The organism is Streptomyces atroolivaceus (assembly GCF_000717025.1).
Lineage (GTDB): Bacteria > Actinomycetota > Actinomycetes > Streptomycetales > Streptomycetaceae > Streptomyces > Streptomyces atroolivaceus.
Genome location: NZ_JNXG01000006.1, coordinates 86,749 through 110,714, shown reverse-complemented (window position 1 = coordinate 110,714; position 23,966 = coordinate 86,749). Strand labels below are relative to the sequence as shown.

The following is a 23,966-nucleotide window of genomic DNA, read 5'->3' as shown; positions in this document are numbered from 1 at the left end:
TCCCAAAACGTCTGGTCCCGAGGGGGAGCGCCCTGCCAATTGGGGGAGAGCGCTCTCCGAAAGTAGCCATGCATCATGGCCACGTCAACACATGGGGCCGTAGTCGACGGCAACGCGACCGTGGGCTTCTCGCACGCCAACGAGTCGGCGGACGCGGGGGCGTGCTCGGTCGCGCTCGACAACGGTGTCAAGACCGAGTTGACAGCCACGCTCCGCTCCGGAATGGCGCGTTTCACGTTCCCCGCGACCACTCGAGCGAACCTGCTGTTCAAGATGGGGTCGGGCAAGGGCAGCAACATCCGCTTCGACCGGGTGAGCAGCACCGAGGCCAGCGGGTCGCTCACCAACGGCTTCTTCTGCGCCTCGAGCCCGACCTACACCGTCCACTTCATCATGGTCTTCGACCGGCCGATGACCAGCAACGGAACGTTCGACGGCGGCAACTCGGTCACGTTCGACACGACGGGCAACCGAGTGGTCCATGCGAAGGTCGGCCTGTCGTACGTCTCCGTCGGCGGGGCCGAGGGGAACCGGACGAACGAGAACCCCGGCTGGAACTTCGACGCCACCCACACATCGTGGAACGACCTGCTGGGCACGGTCGCGGTCACCGGAGGAACCACGGCCCAGCAGGAGGTGTTCTACACCGCGCTGTACCACTCGTTGCTGCATCCGAACCTGCTGAGCGACAGCGACGGGGAGTACTGGGGCTTCGACAAGAAAGTGCACACCGTCAGCGGCAACCAGAAGGCCCAGTACGGCACCTACTCTGGTGCTCTGGTCCTGCCACGGGGGACCCAACCAGAAGTGGACCTACGACGCCTCCACCAAGGCACTGGTGAACCCGCAGTCCGGCGGCTGCCTGGATATCCCCGAATCCAGTGACCGGGACGGCGCCCAGCTCCAGATATTCGACTGCAACAGCACCGGGGCCCAGCAGTGGTTACTGCCGTCCTGATCCCACGGCACCTCGCCGGTTGACAGGGCCGCCTAGGAAGCGGGTGGTCCAGGGCGGGCCCCGGGTGCGGCGACCTCGGTACGGCGGCCGGTGGCCGGGGAGAGTGTGTCCACCCCGGCCACCGGGCGCGGAGTGCTCGGCGAGCCGAGCGACAGGGGTCAGCGGGCAGAAGTGTAGGCGGTGAAGAAGGGAACCTTCACCGGTGCCCCGCCGGGGCCGAAGCAGCTGACGTAGAGCCGGACGGTACCGCTGCTCCGGTCCCATGGCGCGTGTAGGCCGCAGTAGTCGGCCCCGCGGCCGTAGGCGGTGGTCTGAGCGGTGTCGGACGGGACCGCGATTGACGGCATCGTGACCACGAAGGGTGCTCCCGAACCGCCGAGGGTGTTGGCGGCCCCGCTGGAGTTGTAGTTGGTCAGCGTGGGCAGTGATCCGTTGTACCAGAGGTAACCGAATGCCTTGGGCGGGAAGGCCGGGCCGTGGACCGCCCGCAGGTGGGAGTAGCTCAGCGTCCACCTGGTGTCGTACGGAGCGCCGAACGCGTCGTAGCAGGCCACCAGGACGGTCTGTCCGGCTGTGCCCGGCGCCCAGTCGGACACCTTGCAACGTGCGCCCTGCCGGGCGTCGACGGCGGTGACCTGAAGGTTTCCGGCATGGCTGGACAGGCCGAGGCCGGGAAGCCACGCCTTCCAGACGCCGGTCGCGCCGTGACTCACCGAGTTGACCGCTCCCGTGGAGTTGTACTGGGTGAGAGCGATCCCGCTGGTGTCCGAGTAGAGGTAGCCGTACGAGCCGGAAGGCGTGGCGGGGGTGCCGCTGCTGCTGGTGTAGACGACGGTGAAGGTGGAGTTGTCGGGCGCGCCACCGGGTCGGTAACAGTTCACATAGACGTCCTCGCCGGAGCCCACGTCCTTCCAGGCGACGATCTGGCACGAGCGGCCTGTGCTGTCGACCGCGGTGGCGTGAGCGATTCCGTCTGACCCGCCGATCATCGGGAAGTGCACGACGTACGACCCGAGGCCGATCTGGTCCACCTTGACGGGGTTGGTGGACGGAGAGGCCCAACTGCCCCACTGGCGTGAGGGATCGGGTGCGTAACCGGGCGGAGGGGTCGGGTCGTCCAGATACGCGAAGCCCCAGCGGTCGGGAACCGCGGCTTGGGCGGATCCTGCGGCGGGAAGGGCCGCGGCCAGGAGCGCGGCCAGCATGCTGAGGGCGAGCAGCACGGCCCGTACGGGTCTGCTCGACGAGTCTGGGGTGTGGACGTGCATGGGCGTGCCTCCAGTAGACGAGGTGGGTGCTGGCAGCGCGATCCGGTGCTGTGGTGCGGACGTTCCATGCCTGCGGTGCGGGGCGGCTGTTCCGGCTCCCCTCCGCTGCGCGGTACCGCACAACCGCGACAGCGTGAGGCAGATGCTCCCGCGCGGTGGCCGTGCGCCGTACCCCGTGCCTCGTGCGAGAGGACTCGGCGCGCTCACTGTTCCAGAAGCACGGTCTACTGGGGCGTTCTCGGCCAGCCGTTCCTAGCTCCTTCCCATCCGGCGCAGGGGCACCAGGCTCCACTCCGCTCGCTCGTTGCCACAGTGCGGATCAGCGGCTCAGGCCGCTGCCGGGCCTGAGTCACCTCTTCTCGACACTCCCCCCACATCGTCTCCATGCGTCTCGCGGCCCGACGTGGCGAAAACCCGCCTTTCCGCGTCTGGCATCGGCCGCTCGGGTCGGCGGCCGACTCACCTGCGGGGGCCCGCCCCGCAGCTGGGTGTCGATGATGCGGGCGGCGAGGGTCTCGGTCTCGAAGTCGGTATCGTCCGCGCAGCGACTCCCCGAGGAACACGTAGTAGACACGCCGCTCCGTGGAGGTCGGCCCTCGCGTCGACGAGCTGTCCGCCCGGGACCGTTCCAGCACTGTGGATCTGCCCGACCGACTCGTGCTGCGCGCGTTCACGGCGACCGACATCGACCACGGCATGGGGGCGCGGCTATGCCACCGAGGGATCCCGGGCCCTGGTCCACAAGGGGTTCGCGGAACTGGGGGGCGAGCGGGTCACCGCAAACACCATGGCCGTCAGCACCCGCTCCCGTCGCCTCATGGAGAAATCGGGCCTGTCCTTCGTCCGGAACTTCACCGGGGACTGGCCGGAGGCGATCGAGGGCTCCGAGCACGGTGAAGTCGAGTACGAACTTACCCGGGCCGAGTGGGAGCAGCCTCGCCGAGGCTCGCCGCGTGGGCGACGGCCGGACTCCTCCCGGAGGCACGCTACGCGACCCGGGAGCGGAGCCCATTCACGGGCGGGACTACGCGGGCTCGGTGCACCGCATGCTCTGAGACCGCGATCGTGCGGGGCGGAGGCCGACGGAACGGCCTCCGCCCCGCGTGGTTCAGGTCGTCAGGAGCAGCCGACGCCGTTCAGGGTGAACCCGGTGGGCGCGGAACCGGGTGCCCCCGTTCCCTGGAAGCCGAACGAGGCCGAACCGCCGGGCGGGATCTTCCCGTTGTGACCGGCGTCGGTGGCGGTCACAACAGCTCCGGACTGGGTGGCGGTGGCGTTCCAGGCGCCGGTCACCTTCTCGGAACCGCTGAAGGTCCAGTTGAGGCGCCAGCCGTCCACAGCTGTGCTGCCGGTGTTCTTAACGGTCACGTCGGCGGTGAACCCGCTGCCCCACGACGAGCCGACCTTGTAGGTCACCGAGCAGCCGGCACCGGCGGACGGAGTCGAAGTCGGCGTGGGCGTCGGAGTGGGGGGCGGGGTCGGCGTGGGAGTCGGGGTCGGGGAGGGGGACTCACCGGGATCACCGTCAGGCAGCTCACCCCACTGATGTGACGTTCCGTCCAGCAGCACCAGCCTCGGCGCGTCCACCGGGGTGGAGCCCGGTGTCGTCGGCAGGCCTGCGTACGACCAGTCGTTCGACGGGTCCCAGGTGCCCGAGGAGGCGATCCGGAACTGCACCTCCTTGCGGTAGGCCGACTGCCCGGCCGGGGCGATCACGGTGTTCGAGCAGTCCACACTGATGTAGTGGACGTCTCCCTCGTACTGTTCGGCGCCGGAGGCCGCGCCGCACTGGTTGTAGTTGGTGGTCACCGTGATGTCTGCCGGCGAGACCCCAGGCTCCAGGGTGAAGTAGTAGCGCAGCGAGGCCTTGGCCAGCGGCCTGGCCGGCCAGGCCGACTTGTTGACCAGGTAGGCCTTGATCTCGGTGAAGTTCGCCCCGGACGCGTTCACCGACGCCTGGGCCAGCAGCTCGGGCCCGTCTGGTGTCTCGGCCCGGGGGAACGAGGTGAGCGGGGCACCGCCGTACTCGGCGTACAGTCGGGCGAGGGCACCGGTGAAGGCGGCGTTGTAGTCGGTGGCGACCTCGTTGTTGACGTAGTTCTGCCGGTCGTCGGTGTAGGAGTCGTCCGCCGCGCCCGGCCCGCCGACGAGTGCGCCGTACAGGACGTGGCGGGTCTCGATGGGGTTGGTCATCTGGTCGGTCCACGATCCGTGCGCGGTCCGGTGGTGCGGCTTGGTGGGCGGGGTGGCGCCGAAGCCGACGACATAGCTGGCCTTGCGCGGGTTGTCCCCGAGGGCGTAGTTGATCTGGCGTACCGCGAAGTCGTGGTAGCGGGCCTTGCGGGTCTTGTCACCGGAGAGCCAGTCGCTGTAGGAGAGCGCGGCGAAGGCCGTGTTCGCCGCGTAGCGCAGGGATCCCCAGGAGTCCAGCACGGCCTGGCCGCCGGGTGAGTACGCCACCTTGGCGCCGTTCACGCCGGTCGTCCACCAGTCGAGCCAGCGGTTGGAGTCGTCGATGTACCTCTGCTTCCCGGTGAGCTTGGCGAGCATCACGTACGAGCCGTACGAGGTGTCGTCCCAGGAGAGCGTCCACCGGTATGAGCGGGTGGAGGTCTGCGGCTCCGTCGACAGGCTGTCGTAGTAGGTCTCGGCCTTGGCCAGGTAGGTGGCGTCACCGGTGGCCTTGTGGAGCCAGATCGCGCCCCACACCAGCTCGTCCTGGTAGCCGCTCCAGGAGTTGTAGTACGACTTCGCGTCTGTGATGCAGTCGCTGTACTTGCCGCGGTAGGTGTCGGCGAACGAGTAGAGCTGTTTCGCGTGGGTGAGGAGCTTCGCCGCGTACGCCGGGTCGTCGTCGGCGAAGAGCATTGAGGAGGACGCCATCGCGGCGGCGGTCTGCCCGGCGAGGTCGGTGCCGGGGCAGGACGCGTCGATCTTGTAAGCGGGCCGAGGCATGGACATCACTTCGGCGGGGCCCCACCACTTGTGGTCGTTGCCGCCGTTGCCGACCTGCCCGTAGAGCACGTTGGCGGAGGGGTGGGCCTTGACGAAGTAGTCGTTGACGAAGCGCAGGCTGTCCTTCAGGCGAGCCATCTGCCCGGACGCGGCGTAGGCGTCCTTCTGCTCGATACCGCCCCAGGCCAGCACCGTGGCGCTGTAGGCCATCGGCAGGCCGAACTTCACGTGGTCGCCGGCGTCGTACCAGCCGCCGGTCAGATCGAGCCCGACGTCCTTGCCGTCGTCCATGCCGGAGTCGCCACGCCAGGAGACACGGTTGTCCTCGGGAAGTTCGCCCGAGCGCTGGGCGTCGTAGAAGAAGAGCGATTTCTGCAGGGCCTCGCCGTAGGCGAACGCCGGGGCTGCTTGGGCCGGGGTGGCGGCCAGGGGCATGAGTCCGGCGGCGAGCAGCGCGGCCACGCCGGCGAGGGTGACTCCCAGGCGGGAGCGGCCGGTGGTGCTCGGCGGAGAGTGGCGGGATAGCGATCTGTGGAAGGCGCGGGGAAGGGAGAGCAGTCGCAACGGATCGTCCTTCGGTGCGGCGGGCGGCGTGTGGTGCCCGTGGTCGTACCGGACCGGCGGATGACATGCCGGACCAGGCCGACGGGGCGGTGGTGCGGCTCGTGCGGAAGTGCGGCGTGCGGGTGTTGAACGGTGCGTATGTGCGGCTCGTGCGACGGGGCCGGTGTGGGGTGACACCGGCCCACGCGGAAGCGTCGGCGGCCCGGAGCGACGTCCGGCGCGAGGGGCGTGGGAGCGCTTCCACGGACGTGCTCATGAAGCCAGCGCGGGCCCGCCTTGTCAACGGGGCGCGTAGGAAGAGAGTGGAATTGCGGGGGCAAGGCGCCCTTGGCCGGAGCTCGGCGGGCGTGGTTCGAGCGGGACCCGGGGCGGCGGGACAGAGGGCACCGGCCGCCGGGGCCCGGTGTCAGGAGTTCAGGATGCGGGCCTTCTCGGCGTCGAGTTCCTCCTCGCTGACCACCCCTTGCGCATTGAGCTCGGCGAGCTGGGTGACCCGGTCTGTACCGGCCGCCGGTGCGGCTGCCTGCAGCGGAGCGGGTGGCGGCGCGGGCGGCGGGGCGGCCCACTGACGCTCGGCCTCCCTCTGACGCTGCATGTCGTGCCGCTGTACCAGGTTGGAGACCGCGGTGGCGGTTCCCGAGATCACCGCGGTACGGGCGATGGTGACCAGCAGGCCGGGGCGTCCGAAGCACTGAATCCCTACTGGCCGTCTCCTTCGTCTGTGGGTCAGTTGCCGTCGAGGCGGCGATGGCTTCGATCACGGTCTCCCGGGGGATGGGTTCGAGCGTCGCCACCTTCCGGAGTCCGTACCGCGGCCGCGAGCCGGCGGGCCCAGGTGTTCTCCCAGGCCATGACGAGTGCCGAGCAACGGGGGGTGCCCCTATGTCTTTGGTCAAGGTGGTCGGGTGGCAGTGTGGCTGTCATGAGTGATGACGTGCCTGCTCGGGATTCGGCGGGCGAGAGCAGGCGGCCGTGTGACTTTTGCGGTCATCCGGTTGTGTTGGACTCGGTCGACGAGCGGGACTGTCCCGTGTGCGGTGAGGCCTCTGACGATCAGCCGGCTGAGGCTGGCCGGGGTTCGTAGAAGGTGCCGTCGCGGAGCATGGCGAAGAGGACGTCGGTCCGGCGTCTGGCGAGGCAGAGCAGGGCCTGGGTGTGGTGCTCGCCCTGAACGATCTTCTTGTCGTAGTAGGTCCGCGATGCGGGGTCGGCCAGGGCTGCGAACGCGGAGAGGAAGAAGGCTCGTTCGAGCTGCTTGTTTCCCCTTCGGGAGGGCTGTTCCCCGCGGATTGAGGACCCGGAACTGCGGGTCGCGGGTGCGAGCCCTGCGGAGGCGGCGGGGTGGCCGGCGGTCGGGAAGGTGCTGCCGTCGCCGACCTCGATCAGGATGTGGGCTCCGGTCCTGACGCCGACTCCCGGCATCGACCTCAGGACCTTCGAAAGAGGGTGAGCCTCCAGGAGTCCCTCGATCCACCCGGCCAACAACTTGCGCTGGTCAAGGACGGCGGTCAGGGATCCGGCCAGGCTCGGGACGATCAACGCGGCCGCCTCGGTCCCGGGAACGGTGACCGTCTGTTCGTCCAGGGCAGCGAAGATCTCCTCGACCGGCCGCTCGGCCATCCTCGGCGCCTTCGGCCGTAACAGCGTCAGCAGAGGGGGTCGGCCGGCCTTGCGGATCTGGGCCGGAGACCCGAAGCGCTCCAGCAGCGTGAGGACGGCCGGGTGCTGCAACCGCGGCCCCAGCACCCGCTCCAGCGACGGATGGATCTGGGTGAGCAGGCCATGAAAACCGGTTCGCGACCCGAGTAGCCTCGCCGGCCAGGTGGTCGTCGAAGCCGACGATCATCTCCAGCTCGGCGATGGTCTCGTCCTCGCCGTCGATCGCCCGCAGTGCGTGGGGCATCGCGCGGGCGGCGTCCGCGATGATGAACGCGTCCTTCGCGTCCGTCTTGGCCTCGCCCGGATAGAGGTCGGCGATCCGCCGCATCGTCAGTCCCGGAAGGTAGGCGACCGGGCAGCCCATGTCCCTTGCGACCGCCAGCGGCAGGGCGCCGATCGAACCCGGTCGACCACGACCAGGACCGTTCCGTGCTTGGCCTGCAGCTTGGCGAATAGCTCGCGGAGCTTGGGTTCGGTGTCGGGTAACCGCTTGTCGAAGGCCTTCTTCCCGAACAGCCACTGACTGCTCTTGACCAGGTGTCAGCCAGGCTGTTTAGATCACCCGCATGAAGCGCTGCCAGGAGTTCACGCGACGACGCCACGTCGATCTCGTGCGTACCGCGGGCGCCATCTGTCTCCGCGTGGGCTGACAGCGCACGGGCGGCTCCTCGCCCGGTTCTCCGCAGCGGCTTCGCCGCCGTTCGTCCACAGGTGAACGCGCGGGCGTCTTAGCCGGCCAAAGCCGTCCGCGAGCACGCCGGCACGAGCCGCCGGCCCCTCGAGTCTGCCCGCCCGCCTTCTCGTTCCTGTCGCCGGCACCTCTTTCGCAGCTCATTCAACACACACGAATCAGGGCGCGGTTCTCGCCTCCTGCCGTGATCTCTTGGTACTCCGCACCGGAAAGGACCGCACCGTCGTGTCTCTCTCCCTCGCTCCACGCCGAACCACTCGTTGGAGGCCCCTCGGCGCACTGCTGGCGGCCTTCGCCCTCGGCTGCGCCGGCTCCTCCGCCTCGGCCGTCTCTCCCGCGGCCTTCGGCCCGACGCCTCCGCACAACCCCTACGCGGGTCCCGACGGCACCGCCACCATGCACGGGGACACGGGTTCTTCCGACACCACGCCGCTGGCCGGGCCGGGGGCAGGTACTCTGTCCTCCTCACGGACCGCTCTCGCCTCGGCCTGCCCCACGGTCCTGGTCGGTGCCGACGGCTACCCGGTTGCGTTGTGCACCCCGATCTTCGGCCAGGTGCCAACGGTCCATCTTCTCGATCCGGACGACGGGTCGTCACTGGCCACGCTGAAGCTGACCAAGGGATCGCTGCTCGGCGGTGTGTACGCCTACATCGACCACCAGGACAGGCTGGTCGTCGCGGACGGCAGCCGCAGCCTGCTCCGGGTCGGACACCACCGGAACGGTGCAGGTGAGTGGAGGCTGACGGTCGACCGAAGTCTGTCGCTGGCCTCCGTCATACCCGGGGATGACGCGGTCACCGGCCTGGCACCCGACTGGGACGGCCGCGTCTGGTTCGCCACCGGCAGCGGTGTGGTCGGCACGGCGGACGACACCACGGGCGCAGTGAAGGCCCTCACCCTGCCCTCGGGTGAGCGGGTGGCCAACAGCATCTCCACGGCCCCGGAGGGCACCGCGGTCACCACCACCCATGCCACCTACCTGCTGACCGCCCAGGGCGGCACGCCGAAGGTTCTCTGGCGCAAGGCGTATGACCGCGGCTCCGCCCGTAAGCCCGGACTGCTGAGCTGGGGCAGCGGCTCGACCCCCACGTTCCTCGGCCCGTCCAAGGGCACGGAGTACGTCGCGATCGTCGACAACGCCGACACGGCGGCCAACCTCAAGGTGTACCGGACCGCCGACGGCTCGGACGTCTGCTCCGTCCCGGTACTCAAGGCCGCGAACGGCCCTGGCAGCGAGAACTCCCCGGTGGGCGTCGGCCGCAGTGTCTTCGTCGCGGGCACCTACGGCTACCCGTACCCCGCCGTCCCCGAAGGGGCAGGCGACAGCGTTCCAGCTTCGGCGGACTTCGCCGGCGGACTGTCCCGGGTGGATGTCCGGGCGGACGGTTCGGGCTGCTCACTCGTGTGGGACAACAGCCTGCGATCGGCAGCCGTACCAAAGCTGTCGACGGCCGACGGGCTCCTCCACACCGTGGTGCGCGACCCGCTGATCCCCGGCACCAAGGGGACGAGTTTGCTCGACCCCTACCGCTACGTACAGATCGACCCAGACAGCGGACAGATCACGCGCTCCGCGAAGGTCGGGACGGGATCGCTGTACGACACGCTGCAGATGGCGGGCACCGTGGCACCGGACGGCGCGTATCTCCAGGGCACCGTGACCGGGATACTGCGCATCACGGCGCAGTGAACCTACGTGGCGGGCAGGGAGATCCTGCCCGCCACGGCGCCAGCCCGCCCGCCCGGCACCAAGCAGGCGTCCAGGACGGCGAAGCTGATTCTGCGGAGTCTGGACGGGCGAACGGACCATGTCCTGGCTCGCCGGCTGCCGTCGACTCCACTGGCGTCACGAGCGCATGGCTGAGAACTTCCTGGCCTTCACGAGCATCGCCTGCACCCTCATCTGCTCCCGCAGGCTCACACGTTGAGCGCGCTTTCGGAGAAGTAGGGGAGGGCGGCCGTGTGGTGACTATTCCTTCAGGTCCTCCGACCGGTTGCGGCGCTGCCGCAGCACACCAGCCCTGCGGCCAGGCCAGCCAACCCCAGAACCGCCCCGTTGGCCGCCCCTTTGGACGCCAGCAGGGGTGCCAGGGCCCCGGACACGTTCCAACCCAGCCACAGCAGTAGACCCGCTGCCCCAAGTGCACACACCACAGCGACCACTATCTCGACTGCGGCCCACTTCCGGCCACCCCCCCCGATGTCCATGACCTTGATCGTAGTCGTCTGACGCTTGCCGGACCCAAGGCAGCCGTCCCATGAGCCGTTGAGTTGCCAGAAGTGTCGCCACCCCTGGCCTCACGACCCTCCGTCGGGGCTCGTGACACAGCGCCCCGTGCCTACCGGTCGCAGTGTCCACTTCCTCGCTTTCACCAGCGTCTGCATGCCCACCCGATGCTGCCGCGAGATCGTCCCCAGCCCCTCGTCACCGGCGCCCCGTTCACCGTCGTCGACGGACGCTCCGCAATCTCCGGAGCCCGGGACAGCTACAGCCTCCTCGACGCTCTGCGCACCGCTTGGTAAGAGGCCCGCCCGTCTTCGTGCTGAGCCTGGCGCACACAACGGTCCGGGCGACAGCGCCCGAGGACGCCTGCACGACACATCAGGGGGAACGAGCCTGCCGGTGTGGTCAGGCCGTGCGCACCCTTACGGTCTGGGTGACGCCGTTCGTGGCGCTGAGGTCACCGAACCGTAGTGTCAGGGCGGAGCCCGTGCCGACCCCGGTGAGCGTGCCCGGCCGGGTCAGCACCGAACGCGCCCGACGCCTCCAGGTGAGAGTGAGGCCTTTGACGGTACGGCCGGGGTCTGCGACGCAGACAACCGCCGTGCCGTCATGCTTCTCGTGGATCTGCACGCTGACCGGCGCGTCGGCCGTCACCGGTCCCACAGTCCCCGCTTCGAAGAAGTTGATCCCGGTGAAGCCGGACGAGGGCACCCGGACGCCCTGCTGGGCAGCCGAGTTGGCGAGGATGTCCAGCCATCGCGAATCGGCCGCACGTGCGGCCGTGCGGGCACGGCTCGCTCCCGGGATCAGGATGTAGGCGTACTCCGCGTCCTTCGGATCCACGCCGTGGTCGGCGAGGAGAGTGAGATAGCGCCGGGTGACCGGATCGGCGGAGCCACCGCCGTTGATGGCCTTCCAGGTGCCGGTACGCTCCTCGCGCAGGCCGGTCAGCGTCGTTCCGCCGGGGAAGACGTAGCCGGCGTGTCCCGCCACGTGCGCCCACCGCACCCGGTTGAGCGTCGCGGACCAGGAGCCGCCGGGCTGGGTGCGGCCGTCGACCGTGAGCCCGGCCGTCCCGTCAGCGCCCAGGCTGCGGTTGTCGACCACGGTCTCGACCCTGGTGCCGTCGCCACCGGTGATGCCGGCCCCGAGACAGACGACGGAGTCGCCGAGGAAGAACCAGGACTTCTTCGCCTCCAGGGTCGAGGAGAGCCCCTTCAGGTGCTGGCCCAGGCTGGCGTGGGTACCGTCCGAGGCTCCACCGGCCCACACAACGTCGGGCCTTGCCGCGCCCCAGATGCCGCCCTCGCCGTCCGCGAGTGGTTTGGCGGAGGCGGTGGTGCCCGGCAGCCGGTAGGGATCCACGGTCGGCCAGTAACCGTCGCTGTACTGTCCCTCTCCCTCCGCCCCCCACCAGTAGAGCATCCCCGAACCGGTGTGCCAGGCCCGCAGGTTCTCGCCGTTCCCGTTCTCGTAGTAGGTGATCCGGCTGGAGGACATCGAGACGGAGGCGGTGAAGTCCGGGGTCCGGTGCACCGCGCGGTCCATGCCGGGGAACACCCTGTGACCGCTCGTCTCCGGGGCGGGCCGTACCGAGGAGTCGCCGAGCAGCGCGATGACCCGGGACAGCGGTGCCACCCCGAGGGTGCGGCCGGTGGTGACGTCGCTGTACCGGTCCCGGCCGAACCAGCCCTTGGCCATAGCGCGCCAGCGGGCGTTCTCGTCGGCTCCGGCGCCCTGCCCCAGGAGCAGGATCGACGCGATGATGGCATGACCGCGCAGATGGTCGTCCTGCTGGACCTTCGCCGGGTCACCGGCCACGAGTCCGCGGCTGATCGCCCGGCCCGAGACGCCGTCCATCATGAGCCCGTCGTGGAGGAAGGGGGCATAGGCGTGCTCCACGGAATCAAGGAAGATCTGCCGTTGCGGGTCGGTGATGGCCCAGGCCGAGTCGCCGAGCAGCGCGAACAGCTTGCTCAGCCCGTCGATGAGCACAGCGCCGTACGAACCCGTGTACGGGACCCATGTGTGCTGGACCAGTGAGCCGTCGGCGTACAGGCCGTCGCCTGAGGTGACGTACGGGAAGACCGGCGAGACGGCATCCCTGGCGAGAGCCACCTTGGCGGCCGTGCCGTCCAGGGCGCCGCGCAGGGCCAGAACCCGGCAGAGGTCGATCCGGTTGGCACCGGTGCTGGTCCCGTAGTACGCCGCTACGGAGGAGTCGGGCACGAAGTGGTCGATGGCACCGGCAGTCGCCGACCGCAGTTCGTCGGGGAGCTGGTCGTCGAGTATGAGGCAGATGTCCAGGAGGGCCTGCGGAGCGCCGATCTGCCAGTTGTACCAGTTGCCGTACGGCGCCTGGGACTCGTTGTAGACCTGGGTGCCGAGGTGGCCGATGCCCGTGAGGACGGCGGCGAGCAGTGCGGGGTCACCGGTCAGGCCGGTGCCGGGCTGTGCGTACGCCTCGGCCATCGTCCTCAGCTTGCCGTACGAATTCTGGATCTGCGCCGAGTATGTGTAGGACTCGGTGTCCTTGTCGGGTTCAGGGTCCGCATAGACGTTGTCGGGCCACAGCGAACCCTCGGCGGGTGCCATGGCGGCCAGGTACCCACGCGCTGTCGAACCCAGCGTGGCGAGCTTGGTCCTGAAGGGCTCGGCGGTGGGACTGAAGCCCTCACCGAGCAGCAGGGCACGCCACTTCGCTCGAAGGGCGGCGTACTCGTCGGCGAGTGTCTCTTCCACGGGCGCGCTCCGCAGTGCGGCAGCGCCCGGAAGTGCGGCAGCGCCCGGGGCAGGCAGGGCCAGAGCCAACGCTCCGGCGCCGGACGCGGCGAGGGCTCCGCGGCGTGACCAGAAAGTCGTCATGAGTACTCCGAGATCGAAGACGGACAGAGACTGGGTAGGCGGTTTTTTAGCACGCTTCGATCGAACGAACAATGGTATGAACATTATTGATCGATCGAGCATGGGGTAAGGCTGCCCCGATTTCGTCGTTGCGACGACCGACGAACGGGGTCGACCGGGCCATTCGTGCCTGTGGGTGGGCGCACGGCGCCGACCGGGTTCGGCGTGCCCGGTGTCGTCATCACCGGAAAACGGACTGGATCCGAACACAAGTGGATTGTTCGATCAGCCCGTTGACTTCCCACGTTCGCTTCTTCAGGATTGCGGACCAACAGACGGCCGCCTGGACCAACTCCGGCCACCTGCAACGGCTTTGTCGAACCTTTCACTCGCTCCGGCGGCCGCTGCCCTCACTGCCGTGGCCCCTGCCGGGCGCCTGGCGGGGAGGGTCGTCCCGGAACGAAAGTGCCCCCCGAAGGCCCTTCATACGTGTCTCAGCGCCCACCGTACGGCGCATTCTCGGCCGCCCCTCGAAGACGAAGAGGACCCTCCACATGGGAATCCACGCACGCACACGCACACCGGCAGCACGCGCAGCCACCGCTGCAGCCCTTGTCGCAGCCGTGGCCTGGCCCTTGCTCTCCACCGCCTCCGCGCAGGCGGCAGGCATCTGGGACGGCGACGCCGCCAAGGGCACCAACGTCTTCGGAAGCGTCGAGTGTCCCGCCCCCGGCAGCCTGATCACGGCTGCCAGTGGGACCCCGCACGGTACGGTCTTCCGCTACACCAAGCCGGGCGGGGACATCCGCTGCGAATCGCGCGGCGTCTCCGTGAACGGCTCCTCGCGCTACGCCTTCGCCGCCGGCTCCACCTACTACCTCGGGTGGGAGAGCCAGCTCTCCTCCGTGAGCGGAGACTTCGTCGTCTGGCAGTGGAAGTCCTACCCCAACGCCCAGCAGAACTACCCGCTCATCATGACGATCAAGGACGGCTCGGCACGTCTCTTCCATGTCACCACCGGTGGAGACTGGCAGATGCTCTGGTCCGAGCCCGTCACCGCCGGCGACTGGAACGCGTTCGCCGTTGGGATCCGCACGTCCGGCACGGCCTCCTCGGGGTGGGTGGAGCTGTACTTCAACGGCACCAAGCAGACCCTCGCCGACGGCAGCACCCGGTACGCCTGTCGCACCTGGGACAGCGCGAACGAGCCGAAGTGGGGTGTGTACGACCGCGATGACGGTTCCACCACCCTCATCAACCGCGTCGACAGCCTGAAGATGGGGACGTCGTACGCCGACGTCACCTGACGGGAAGCATCGGCCCTGACGTCACTCAGGGCCGATGCCCGCCCGGGCCCGGGCCCCCGCTTCTCCCTCACGCTGTCCGGGTCAGCGCCTCGCCCCGTACGGGAGTGGCGTACGGGAGGCCATGGCCGTACCGCTCCAGTTCGTCCAGCGCGGCGTGTGTCATCCGGGCCAGTTCGTTACCGGCCGAACCGGCTACGTGCGGGGTCAGAAGGACGTTGGGCAGGTCGTACAGGGGGGACGCGGCGGGCAGGACCTCGGGCTCGGTGACGTCGAGCACCGCGTCGACCCGGCCGGACACCAGCTCCTCGGTCAGCGCCTCGGTGTCGACCAGCGAACCGCGCGCCGTATTGATGAGCGTCGCGCCGTCCGGCAACAGCGCCAGTCGTTCCCGGTCGAAGAGATGACGAGTCTCCGGGAGCTCGGGGGCGTGAATGGTCACCACGTCGCTGGAGCGGACGAGCGTGTCCAGGGACACCGGGGTCACGCCCAGTCGGGTGGCTTCCGCCTCGTCGACGTACGGGTCGTACAGGAGCACCCGGAGGTCGTGCGGGCGCAGCAGCTCGATGACCCGTCGTCCGATGCGGGACGCACCGACGACACCCACCGTGCGGCCGTAATTGCCGCCCGTCCCGATCACGTCGATGGCGCTCACCCGGGCGCGCTTGCGCCGGTAGGTCCGCTGGGCGGCCAGGACTCGTTTACCGGCGAACAGGATGGCCGCCAGGGTGTACTCCGCGACCGGCAGGGCGTTCGCCCCCGCGGCCGAGGTCACGGTCAGCTCCCGCTCCCAGCAGGCGTCGGTGATGTGATGTTTCACCGATCCCGCAGCGTGGACCACGGTGCGGAGCCGGGGCATCCGCGCCAGGGCGTCCGCCGTGAGAGGCGGGCAGCCCCAGCCGGTGAAGAGAACCTCCGCCTCGGCGAGCGCGGCGGCGGAGGCAGGGTCGTTGAAGTCCTCGACCACGAGGGAGTGGTCGGTGTCGGCGATGACGGCGAGCCGGGTGAACGATTCCTGGTCGAACAGCGCGTCCCTGACTGACGGATCCATCGCGAGGACCGTGCGGGGGCGACGGTATGGCGTGGAGGACGGGGACGTCACTTGACGGCTCCTGAGGTAAGGCCCGAGCGCCAGTAGCGCTGCAGCGCTACGAAGGCGACGGCGAGCGGGACGACGGACACCAGGGATCCGGTGATGACGAACGAGTAGAGCTGCGGTTCCTGGGGGAGTGTGGCGTTCCAGTTGAACAGGCCGAGGCCGACCGGATAGAGCGTGGAGTCGTTCAGCATCACCAGCGGCAGGAAGAAGTTGTTCCAGCTGCCGGTGAAGGAGAAGAGGAAGACCGTGACGAAGGCGGGGGACAGCATCGGAAGGGCGACGGAACGGAAGGTGCGCAGTTCGCTCGCGCCGTCGATGCGGGCTGCTTCCAGCGTCTCCCCGGGGACGTAACTCTCCGAGAAGACCCGAGCCAGGTAGACGCCGAAGGGATTCACCAGGCCCGGGATCAGCACGGACCAGTACGAGTTGACGAGCCCGACCTCGGACGCCATCAGGTACATAGGCAGCGAGATGACGGTGTGGGGGACGAGGATGCCCAGCAGCACCAGGCCGTACAGCTTCTCCTTGCCCCACCAGTCGTACGTGTGGAAGGCGTAGCCGGCGAGCAGGGAGACGAAGGTGGAGGCGAGGGCGCCGACCACCGAGTACAGCAGGCTGTTGGCGAGCCAGCGGCCGAACATCCCGTCCTGGTAGGTGAAGAGTCCGGTGAGGTTGGTCAGCAGGTTGAACTCGGCCGGCTCGAAGCCAGGGCTGGCGAACAGGTCACCGTTGTTCTTGGTCGCGTTGACCAGCAGCCAGCTCAGCGGCATCAGTGTGTAGACGGCCACGACGGCGAGCAGGGTGTTGACGGCTGCTTTCGACGACCGGGCCGGTCCGGAGGTCCGTGCCCGCCGTGACGGGCCGGCGGTGCCGGCACCGCCCGGGGACCTGCCCGGGGCCGGTGGGCGAGGGGGCGCGGTGGCGGCCATGGTCACACTTCCTTCCAGCGGGTGCCGAGCTTGGTGATCACGAAGGAGAGGGCGGCACCCAGGAGCGCCAGCAGCAGCGAGGCCGCGGCCGCCAGTCCGTAGTCGTGCTCGGTGAAGGCGGCCTGGTAGATGTACATCACCGGGCTCCAGTCCTGTGAGATGGCGGACGACCGGCTGCGCAGCACCTCCGGCTCGTTGAACAACTGGATAGCGCCGACGGCGGTGAAGAGCATGGTGAGGACGACGGAGGACCGGATCATCGGCAGCTTCACCGCCAGTGCCGTACGCAGTTGTCCCGCACCGTCCACCGTGGCCGCCTCGAGGGTCTCCTTCGGCACGGCCTGCAACGCGGCGTAGAAGATCACCATGTTGTAGCCGATCCACTGCCAGGCGGCGGCGTTGGCCATGGAGAGGACGACCCCGTCCGGGCCGAGGAAGTCCCACTCCACGCCGACGGTCCGCAGGAGATCGATCACGGGGCTGAGCCCCGGCGTGTAGAGGAACCCCCAGATGATCGCGGCGATCAGTCCGGGCACGGCGTGGGGCAGGAAATACGCCAGCTGGAAGAACTTCTTCGCCCTGGCCATCGCGGAATCCACCAGCAGGGCCAGGGCCAGCGCCCCTCCCACCATCACCGGGATGTAGATCAGACAGTAGAGCGCGATGTGGAGGAAGCCGCGGTGGAACGACGCGTCGCCGAGGGCGCGCAGATAGTTGTCGGCACCGACGAAGACGGTCTCCGTCCCGCCGAATCCGAGACCGCTCGTGGCCTGTTCGCGGAACAGGCTCATCCACAGGGAGTACCCGATGGGGGCGACGAGCGTGGCGATGAAGAGGATGAAGAAGGGGGCGACGAAGAGGACGGGTGTGGTGCGCTGACCGCGGCCGAGCCGTGTGTTCATCGGCGTTAGCTCCTTGGAGGGGGCGGAGCGTCGGGGCGGGGACCGGTCCCCGCCCCGACGGCTCGGGACTCGAGGGTCAACGGGCGAGCTTCAGGCCGCGGTCGGTGATCGCCTTCCGGGCCGCCGCTTGACCGGCCTCGAACGCCGGCCAGAACTCGCCGGTCTTCTGGGCCTTGCCGAATTCCGCCTGCATGGTCATCGTCGTGGAGTTGTGCACAGGGCTCCAGGTCCAGTCCTTGGCGATGTTCGGCACCTGGGCCCCGGCGACGGCGTAGACGTCCTGGCCGGCGAAGAACGCGGTGTCGAACGTGGACCTGGCGGCGGCGCGCAGGTCCTCGGCGGCGGGCAGTCCGCTGGAAGTGCCGGCCGCGAGTCGGGCCTTGACCGCCTCGCCGTCGGTGGTGGCCCAGGAGATGAACTCGGCGGCAGCCTTGGCCTTCTTGCTGTCCTTGGTAATGGCGAAGGCCGAACCGCCGACTGCCCCCGTGACCGGCTTGCCCCAGTGCGGCAGCGGGGCCTCGGCCCACTTGCCGGCCTGTCCGGGATACGTGGTCTTGATGGAACCCGCGCTCCACGAAGCGCCGATCAGCGCGATGGCCTTGGAATCGGTGACCGCCTTCGTGGCCTCGGGACTCCACCCCTTGTGGTTGAGGACCAAGTCGTCCTGGACCAGGTCCTTCCAGTAGTCGGCGACCTTCCTGGTGGCGGGGTCGGTGATGTTCACCTTCCAGGCCTCGTCCGTCGCGCTGTACCACCGGGCGCCCGCCTGCTGGGAGAGACCGGCCCAGGTGGCGGTGTCGTCGCCCCAGAAGTCGAGCAGCCGCGCCTCGCCCTTGGACGCGGTCTTGACCTTCTCGGCGGCGGTCTTGAACTCGGCCCAGGTGGTGGGTACCTCGATGCCGTACTGCTCGAAGAGGTCGGTGCGGTAGTAGAGCGTCTGCGGGCCGACGTCGTAGGGGGCGGCCCACGTTCTGTCCCCGAGCGTGACCAGGCTCTGCACCGATTCGGGGGCGTACTCCTTGACCGACTCGCCGAGCTCGGCGCTGGAGTCGCGGAGGAGCCCCTGGGTCACGAAGTCGGGCACGGCCTGGTACTCCAGGTTGACGACGTCCGGGGCGTTGCCCGCCTTGACCGCTTTGGAGATCTTGTCGTAGCCGCCGTTGAGGCCGGCCGGGATCTCGGCGTGTGTGACCTTGATGTCCGGGTGTGACGCGTTGAACGCCTCGGTCATGTCGGCGGTGCCGGGCATCCAGGACCAGTAGGTGATCTCCACGGGCTTCCCGGCGGTGCCGGTACCGGCGTCCGATGCGGTGGTGTCCTCGCCTCCGCAGGCGGTGACGAGCAGGGCCAGGGAGGCCATCGCGGCGGCGACAGTGGTGGAGGACGAACGGGTGACGGGCGGCATGGCGGTACTCCTACGAGAGGCCAACGGATGGCGGCGAGTTGACGACATCTTTCGGCCAGGAACGATCAGAGTCAATAGGAAATGAACAAACGAACATTAAGAAGCGATATCGATCGGCTTCCGTGATCATGCGCGCAGGCGATCCACCGCACCGTGCGGCGCCGGGGTAACGGAGAACGCCTCCTGCCGGGTCCGGCAGGAGGCGTTCACGGGGGCGGCCGCCCGATCCGGGGTGCCGCGCTGATGGGTTCGGGGTCGCCGCGTAAGGGGTTCAGCCGAGATCAGGGACGTCGCGCAGCTCCACGACGGGATGCGCGACGCCGTCGAGCTCCAGGATCACGAGGTCGTTGCGTCCGGCGCGCAGGAGCGGCCACGGTACGTACAGTGCCCGTTGCGGGCCCTTCGCTTCCCAGTACCGTCCCAGGCAGAAGCCGTTGACCCACGCGTAACCCTTGCCCCATCCGGGCAGCGCCAGATAGGTGTCACCCGGTTCCGTCACATCGAGGAAGCCCCGGTGGAAGACGGGTCCCGAACGTGCATCGGGCGTGTTACCGGCGGCACCGGACGAGGTCACCCACGGCAGCCCGTCCGGCGTTCCGTGGCCCAGCTCCACCGCACGTGCGTTCCAGCCGTGCAGGATCTGCTGGGTGTGCAGGACCCGGCTCACTCCCTTGCGTTCCCCGAGCCCAGCGCCGTAGTTGACCCGGCCCATCGACTCCACCAGCAGCTCCACGCGCGCATGCGTCCCGGCGACGCGGACGCCGTCGACCGCTTCGATCCCGTCGCGCTCCAGCACGCCGACGGGCATGCCGTCCACGAAGACGTGTGCGCGGTCGGCGAGTCCGTGCACGGACAGCGGGTAGGGCCCGCGCGGGCCGGGGATGCGGGAGGTGTAGAGCACGAGACCGTGCCCGATCCCGAGCTCCTCGAACGACGGCGGCTCGGCGGCCTGCATTTCCGTGTGCGTCAGCTGGCCGAGGACGTCGAACAGCCGGACCGACTGCGTGAGTTCCACGGGGCCGGCTGGCAGCAGCGGAGCCGGAGACTCCGGTTCGGGCAGCGGCCCGTCGGTGTACCGCCGGAGCACGTCCCGGAAGGCGAGGAACTTCTCCGTCACACCGCCCCGCTCGTCGATCGGCGCGTCGTAGTCGTACGACGTCACGGTCGGCAGATAGCGCGCACCGGTTGCCGGGTCCTCCGTGTTGGCGCCGGCCCAGGTGGAGAAGTTCGTCCCGCCGTGTGCCATGTAGAGGTTGACCGACGCCCCCGCCGCCAGGATCTCCGCCAGAGAATCCGCGGCGTCGTTCGGATCGCGTGTGACGTGCTCGGCGCCCCAGTGATCGAACCAGCCGCACCAGAACTCCATGCACATGGCCGGATCGTCCGGCCGCAGCCGTCTCAGACCGGCGAAGGCCTCCGTAGCGCGGCTACCGAAGTTCACCGTGGCCAGACGCCCCGGGAGCGTGCCCCCGGTGAGAAAGAAGTCGTCCGGTCCGTCCGACGTGAACAGCGGTACGTCGATGCCGCGCCCGCGCAGCCCGGCGGCCAGGTGCTCCAGGTATCCGGTGTCCGTGCCGTAGGACCCGTACTCGTTCTCCACCTGCACCATCAGGACGTTGCCGCCCCGGGTGACCTGGTGCGGCGCCAGCAAGGGGATCAGGCGGTCGTACCAGCGGTCGACACGGGCCAGATACCCCGGGTCCTGGCAGCGCAGCGCCCGTACCTCCGGGTCGGCGAGAAGCCACCAGGGCAGACCGCCGTTCTCCCATTCGGCGCATATGTAGGGCGACGGCCGGACGATCGCGCGCAGCCCGGCCTCGCGTGTGGCGTGCAGGAAGCGGTCCAGGTCCGCGATCCCGGCGAAGTCGTACTCCTGCGGACGCGGCTCGTGGAGGTTCCACGGAACGTACGTTTCCACGGTGTCGAGTCCCAGGGCGCGCATCATCCGCAGCCGCTGCGGCCACTGCTCGGGCAGGACGCGGAAGTAGTGCAGGGCCCCCGACAACAGGCGCAGGGGGCGGCCGTCGAGGGAGAACCCCTCGGGCGATATACGAAACATGAGGGGTTCTCCGGGTGGGCGTACCGCGTGAACGGGGGATCAGGTGGAGGCGCGGACGTGCAATTCCGGCAGGATCGAGAGCAGATGGCGGGGACGGCTCGGGTCCGCGACGCGCTTGGCCAGCAGGTCGACGGCGGAGACACCCACCGCGAGCTTCGGCGGGGCGACGGCGGTCAGCGGGATGTCGGCGAGGGAGGCGACCTCGTCGTCGTACGCCACGATGGCCAGGTCACCGGGGACGCCGATGCCGCGAGCCCGGAGGCGCTGGAGCAGCACGAGGGCGTCGTGGTCGTTGTGGATCAGGGCGCCGTCCAGCCGGCCGTCGGTGACCGCGCCGGCGAACTCGCCGAGTACCTCCTCGCGGCGGACGGCGTCACCGGCCGGCGGCGGCATGCGGAAGATGCCGTCCGCGGGCACGTCCAGCCCGGCCGCGACCAGGCCCTTGCGGTATCCGTCCACGAGGGGTTCGCTGTGCGGGCTGTCCTCACGCACCATGAGCCCGATCCGCCGGCGCGTCGACGCGAGATGGTGAACGGCGAGCCGGGCGCCGTACACGTGGTCGGTGACGACCCGCTCGGCGGGGGAGATCTCGTCCCCCGGACGGCGCTCCACCCATACGTGCGGAATGGTCAGCTCGTCGAGCCAGGCGGCGGCCGCCGCGACGTCGCAGGTCGCGATCAGGAGCCCGTCGAGCCCGTCGGCCAGCATGCGCCCGACCTGCGCGCGCTCCTCCTCCGGGCTGTACTGCGAGATGCCCAGAACCAGCCGGATGCCGCGCTCGCCTGCGGCTTCCTGGGCACCCTTGATCACTTCCGGGTAGTAGTAGTCGGCGGCCGGCACGATCAGACCGAAGGACAACTGCCCGCGGCCTGACGGGGGCCTGTCGGCAGGCTCCGTACCCGTAGTCCCGGCGCGGACCGTCGGAAGGACGGCGCCGCCGTGCACGCGGGCGACCAGCCCCCGGTCCGCGAGCGTCTCGATGTCCCGGCGAATCGTGACGGGCGAGACCTGCAGCTCCTCGGCGAACTCGGTGACCCGGAGCGTGCCCCGCTCGCGCAGCCGGTGAAGAATCGCCTGATGCCTCTCTTCGGCATGCATGCTTCAGCACTCCCTCTTCCGTGCGTGGCTGAGGGCCAGTCTATCCGCCCGATGAGCACATGTGAACGTTTTTGTTCGAATAATCATTTTGTGCAGGTGGGTGTTTCGTTCTGATGTTCCCTGCGGGGAGGTGCCAGGTCACACGGAAGAGGCCGACGGTGGCGTGGACGTCGGTGAGGTCCTGGTGCGAGGGATGGCTGGGAGGTTCGCCCCCTTTCGACGAGGCCGACGACGGGCGCGACCCGTAAGAAGTAGCACCACATCTGGCTCGTACGCCTGACGTCCCCGTGTGAGGCGCTGACCACTCCCGCAGGGCAGCCAAAACCCCTGATACCACGTGAGGGGCCGTTGCCGCCTCAGGCGTGGCCCCTCACGCCGTCCTCGATGCCCGGCTACGCCGCTGCCCATTCCAGTCCGAGGGCGGCGAGCACGGGGAGTTGTCGGTGGCGATTCCGGCCGGGCGGGTCTTGGAATCAATGAGGAACTCCACTGGATGCACGGGGTTGTTCCCGGCCGTCGATGACCACGTTGTAGAGCACCCCGTTGATCACCCGACGGTGGTCACTCCACCGGCCCCCGCAGGCCCCACCAGGAGGCAAGAACGACTCCAGCCGGTCCCACTCCGCATTCGTCGGCCCCCACGGCCCATACAGACAGCCTGACCCCAACACCCCACGCACGTCAGGAGATCCGAGGAACATCGCCTGATCCAGGATCACTCACGCACGGGGCGCCCAGCCGCTCGCTCCGGGAGTTCGCTGCTGCCCGGGGCTCGCCCCGCGGCCTCGGACTGTTCTCCTGGGAGCGAGCGGGGCTCAGAGAGTGACGCTCACTCAAAGTTCCTTGCCTTGCTTCATTCGCCGGTTGCGCCAGATTCCGATCGACAATGTGATGACTGTAATGACGACGATCATGATCGCGCCGATGGGCCAGAAGGGCGTTGGGTTGTCCGCCGACAAGAACGAACCGTCCATGCCGAGGCCTCCTCCGTCAGTCACAAGTCAGGCAACGTGGCCGCAGCCTCACCGGCCCGGTACCCGCATTCCGTCTCGGCATTGCGCCTGTCGAGCCGAGGAGGGGAGGCACCTCCGGGCTCGGCGCCCAGCCATCCCTCGTGGACTTTGACGGTGGTCGCTGTTCAAAGCCGGCCCGTCTGCGAGGCCGCACGGCAGCCCGACCTTCTCGATCCCGGAGGCATGACGGCTTCTTACGGTCCTGGTGTGGCCGGGGCCGGGTGCTGGATCCGCTGGAGCATCTGTTCCATGACGGGGACGGGCAGTGCCGGGTGTCGTTCCGCGGTTTGTCCGGTGTCGGCGTCCCGCAGCAACCGGACCAGCACGCGGGCGGGCAGCCTGGGATGGAGGGCGGCGGCGTAGCGCACGTGTTCGTGCGGGTCGTCGAGAAGCCGGACCGCGGATGCGGGGGAGAGGCGCGGGTCGGACGCGGCCCGGTGCCGTACTTCCTCGTTGCTGTCCTGGCTGAACTCCTCGACCAGCTTCGCCGTGGATGCGGTGTCGTCCAAGGCCAGTTGGCGCATTCTGGCGTTCGGGTCGTCGGCATGGCGGAGTAGGTCGCGGCGGGGGAAGTTGGGGTGGCCGTGGGGGCGGTCGGGGGCACTGAGGCTGCCGGTCCACCACTGCCATACCCGCAGAAGCATGTCGGTGGGCGCGTCGTCGCAGGATTCCGCGAGGAAGAGCTGGACGACGCGGTCGTCGTCGCGGGCGAGCCGTTCGACGACGTCCGTGGGGAGGTGCCGGGCCCGGGCGACGCTTCTGCGGATCAGGGGGTGGGAGGAGGAGGCCAGGCGGCGCATGGCGCTGGGATCCTCGTGCAGTCCCATGACCCAGTCGAGCGGGTAGTAGTGCATGCGCGGGTCGAACTTGATGGGGATGCCCGCCCGCTGTTCCTCGGTGATGTCAGCGCGTATGGCCACCGCGAAGCGAACGCTCTCTAAAAGTTGTTGCAGAAGGGTGGGTGTGGGCAGGCCGGTATGGATGTTTGACCT

At 69.0% G+C, this 23,966-nt stretch carries 16 protein-coding genes and 3 pseudogenes; 6 read left to right on the top strand and 13 right to left on the bottom strand.

Annotation, left to right across the window (positions count from 1 at the left end):
• Positions 1-75 precede the first annotated feature (75 nt).
• A pseudogene (locus tag OO67_RS15200) lies at positions 76-759 on the top strand (glycoside hydrolase domain-containing protein); the annotation flags it as partial.
• Between the two features lie 13 nt (positions 760-772).
• Entirely contained in the window at positions 773-958 is a 186-nt protein-coding gene (locus OO67_RS40820) for a ricin-type beta-trefoil lectin domain protein (RefSeq protein WP_106972750.1), read from the top strand.
• A 158-nt stretch (positions 959-1,116) separates the two neighbouring features.
• On the opposite strand, the gene OO67_RS15195 is transcribed toward OO67_RS40820, so the two are convergent.
• A complete protein-coding gene (locus OO67_RS15195) occupies positions 1,117-2,226 on the bottom strand; it encodes a hypothetical protein (protein ID WP_033300548.1) in 1,110 nt (369 codons plus the stop codon).
• 694 nt (positions 2,227-2,920) lie between these two features.
• Between OO67_RS15195 and OO67_RS37995 the strand changes: the two are divergent.
• A pseudogene (locus tag OO67_RS37995) lies at positions 2,921-3,166 on the top strand (GNAT family N-acetyltransferase); the annotation flags it as partial.
• A gap of 176 nt (positions 3,167-3,342) precedes the next feature.
• Here the strand turns inward: OO67_RS37995 and OO67_RS15190 are convergent.
• The 3 genes and pseudogenes from OO67_RS15190 to OO67_RS15180 all read right to left on the bottom strand — a co-directional run.
• On the bottom strand, positions 3,343-5,745 hold the full coding sequence (locus tag OO67_RS15190; protein ID WP_244300194.1) for a glycoside hydrolase family 9 protein: 2,403 nt from the start codon (positions 5,743-5,745) through the stop codon (positions 3,343-3,345).
• Positions 5,746-6,151: 406 nt separating this feature from the next.
• Complete coding sequence (locus OO67_RS15185) at positions 6,152-6,391, bottom strand: SHOCT domain-containing protein (RefSeq protein ID WP_244300193.1); 240 nt, start codon at positions 6,389-6,391, stop codon at positions 6,152-6,154.
• A 407-nt stretch (positions 6,392-6,798) separates the two neighbouring features.
• Positions 6,799-7,914: pseudogene (locus tag OO67_RS15180) on the bottom strand (IS110 family RNA-guided transposase); the annotation flags it as partial.
• A gap of 56 nt (positions 7,915-7,970) precedes the next feature.
• Here OO67_RS15180 and OO67_RS40815 point away from each other — a divergent pair.
• On the top strand, positions 7,971-8,054 hold the full coding sequence (locus tag OO67_RS40815; RefSeq protein ID WP_359414863.1) for a putative leader peptide: 84 nt from the start codon (positions 7,971-7,973) through the stop codon (positions 8,052-8,054).
• Positions 8,055-8,320: 266 nt separating this feature from the next.
• On the top strand, positions 8,321-9,787 hold the full coding sequence (locus OO67_RS15175; protein WP_033300786.1) for a hypothetical protein: 1,467 nt from the start codon (positions 8,321-8,323) through the stop codon (positions 9,785-9,787).
• 939 nt (positions 9,788-10,726) lie between these two features.
• Here the strand turns inward: OO67_RS15175 and OO67_RS15165 are convergent.
• On the bottom strand, positions 10,727-13,186 hold the full coding sequence (locus OO67_RS15165; RefSeq protein ID WP_033300546.1) for a polysaccharide lyase 8 family protein: 2,460 nt from the start codon (positions 13,184-13,186) through the stop codon (positions 10,727-10,729).
• A 533-nt stretch (positions 13,187-13,719) separates the two neighbouring features.
• Here OO67_RS15165 and OO67_RS15160 point away from each other — a divergent pair.
• Entirely contained in the window at positions 13,720-14,472 is a 753-nt protein-coding gene (locus tag OO67_RS15160; protein ID WP_051709416.1) for a heparin lyase I family protein, read from the top strand.
• 67 nt (positions 14,473-14,539) lie between these two features.
• Here the strand turns inward: OO67_RS15160 and OO67_RS15155 are convergent, their stop codons facing one another.
• The 8 genes from OO67_RS15155 to OO67_RS15125 all read right to left on the bottom strand — a co-directional run bounded on the left by OO67_RS15155 (position 14,540) and on the right by OO67_RS15125 (position 23,894).
• Positions 14,540-15,520 (bottom strand): hydroxyacid dehydrogenase, encoded by a 981-nt coding sequence (locus tag OO67_RS15155; RefSeq protein WP_106972749.1) that lies wholly within the window; start codon positions 15,518-15,520, stop codon positions 14,540-14,542.
• Positions 15,521-15,567: 47 nt separating this feature from the next.
• On the bottom strand, positions 15,568-16,497 hold the full coding sequence (locus OO67_RS15150) for a carbohydrate ABC transporter permease (protein WP_078597916.1): 930 nt from the start codon (positions 16,495-16,497) through the stop codon (positions 15,568-15,570).
• Positions 16,498-16,499: 2 nt separating this feature from the next.
• Complete coding sequence (locus OO67_RS15145) at positions 16,500-17,399, bottom strand: carbohydrate ABC transporter permease (protein WP_051709413.1); 900 nt, start codon at positions 17,397-17,399, stop codon at positions 16,500-16,502.
• 76 nt (positions 17,400-17,475) lie between these two features.
• Positions 17,476-18,804 (bottom strand): ABC transporter substrate-binding protein, encoded by a 1,329-nt coding sequence (locus tag OO67_RS15140; protein ID WP_033300544.1) that lies wholly within the window; start codon positions 18,802-18,804, stop codon positions 17,476-17,478.
• A gap of 271 nt (positions 18,805-19,075) precedes the next feature.
• Positions 19,076-20,863, bottom strand: a complete 1,788-nt coding sequence (locus tag OO67_RS15135; protein ID WP_033300542.1) for a glycoside hydrolase family 35 protein — start codon at positions 20,861-20,863, stop codon at positions 19,076-19,078.
• Positions 20,864-20,902: 39 nt separating this feature from the next.
• The gene (locus OO67_RS15130; RefSeq protein WP_033300541.1) at positions 20,903-21,961 is read right to left on the bottom strand and encodes a substrate-binding domain-containing protein; all 1,059 of its coding nucleotides are present in this window, start codon (positions 21,959-21,961) and stop codon (positions 20,903-20,905) included.
• 833 nt (positions 21,962-22,794) lie between these two features.
• Positions 22,795-22,935, bottom strand: coding sequence for a hypothetical protein (locus OO67_RS38585; protein WP_157841680.1), 141 nt, complete (start codon positions 22,933-22,935; stop codon positions 22,795-22,797).
• A 233-nt stretch (positions 22,936-23,168) separates the two neighbouring features.
• On the bottom strand, positions 23,169-23,894 hold the full coding sequence (locus OO67_RS15125; protein WP_341864642.1) for a HEAT repeat domain-containing protein: 726 nt from the start codon (positions 23,892-23,894) through the stop codon (positions 23,169-23,171).
• Between the last annotated feature and the right edge of the window lie 72 nt (positions 23,895-23,966).

Coding starts and splice junctions, on each gene's coding strand:
- OO67_RS15195 (WP_033300548.1), bottom strand. CDS start 2,226: ATGCACGTCCACACCCCAGACTCGTCGAGCAGACCCGTACGGGCCGTG.
- OO67_RS40815 (WP_359414863.1), top strand. CDS start 7,971: ATGAAGCGCTGCCAGGAGTTCACGCGACGACGCCACGTCGATCTCGTG.
- OO67_RS15165 (WP_033300546.1), bottom strand. CDS start 13,186: ATGACGACTTTCTGGTCACGCCGCGGAGCCCTCGCCGCGTCCGGCGCC.
- OO67_RS15160 (WP_051709416.1), top strand. CDS start 13,720: ATGGGAATCCACGCACGCACACGCACACCGGCAGCACGCGCAGCCACC.
- OO67_RS15155 (WP_106972749.1), bottom strand. CDS start 15,520: ATGGATCCGTCAGTCAGGGACGCGCTGTTCGACCAGGAATCGTTCACC.
- OO67_RS15150 (WP_078597916.1), bottom strand. CDS start 16,497: ATGGCCGCCACCGCGCCCCCTCGCCCACCGGCCCCGGGCAGGTCCCCG.
- OO67_RS15145 (WP_051709413.1), bottom strand. CDS start 17,399: ATGAACACACGGCTCGGCCGCGGTCAGCGCACCACACCCGTCCTCTTC.
- OO67_RS15140 (WP_033300544.1), bottom strand. CDS start 18,804: ATGCCGCCCGTCACCCGTTCGTCCTCCACCACTGTCGCCGCCGCGATG.
- OO67_RS15135 (WP_033300542.1), bottom strand. CDS start 20,863: ATGTTTCGTATATCGCCCGAGGGGTTCTCCCTCGACGGCCGCCCCCTG.
- OO67_RS15130 (WP_033300541.1), bottom strand. CDS start 21,961: ATGCATGCCGAAGAGAGGCATCAGGCGATTCTTCACCGGCTGCGCGAG.
- OO67_RS38585 (WP_157841680.1), bottom strand. CDS start 22,935: ATGGACGGTTCGTTCTTGTCGGCGGACAACCCAACGCCCTTCTGGCCC.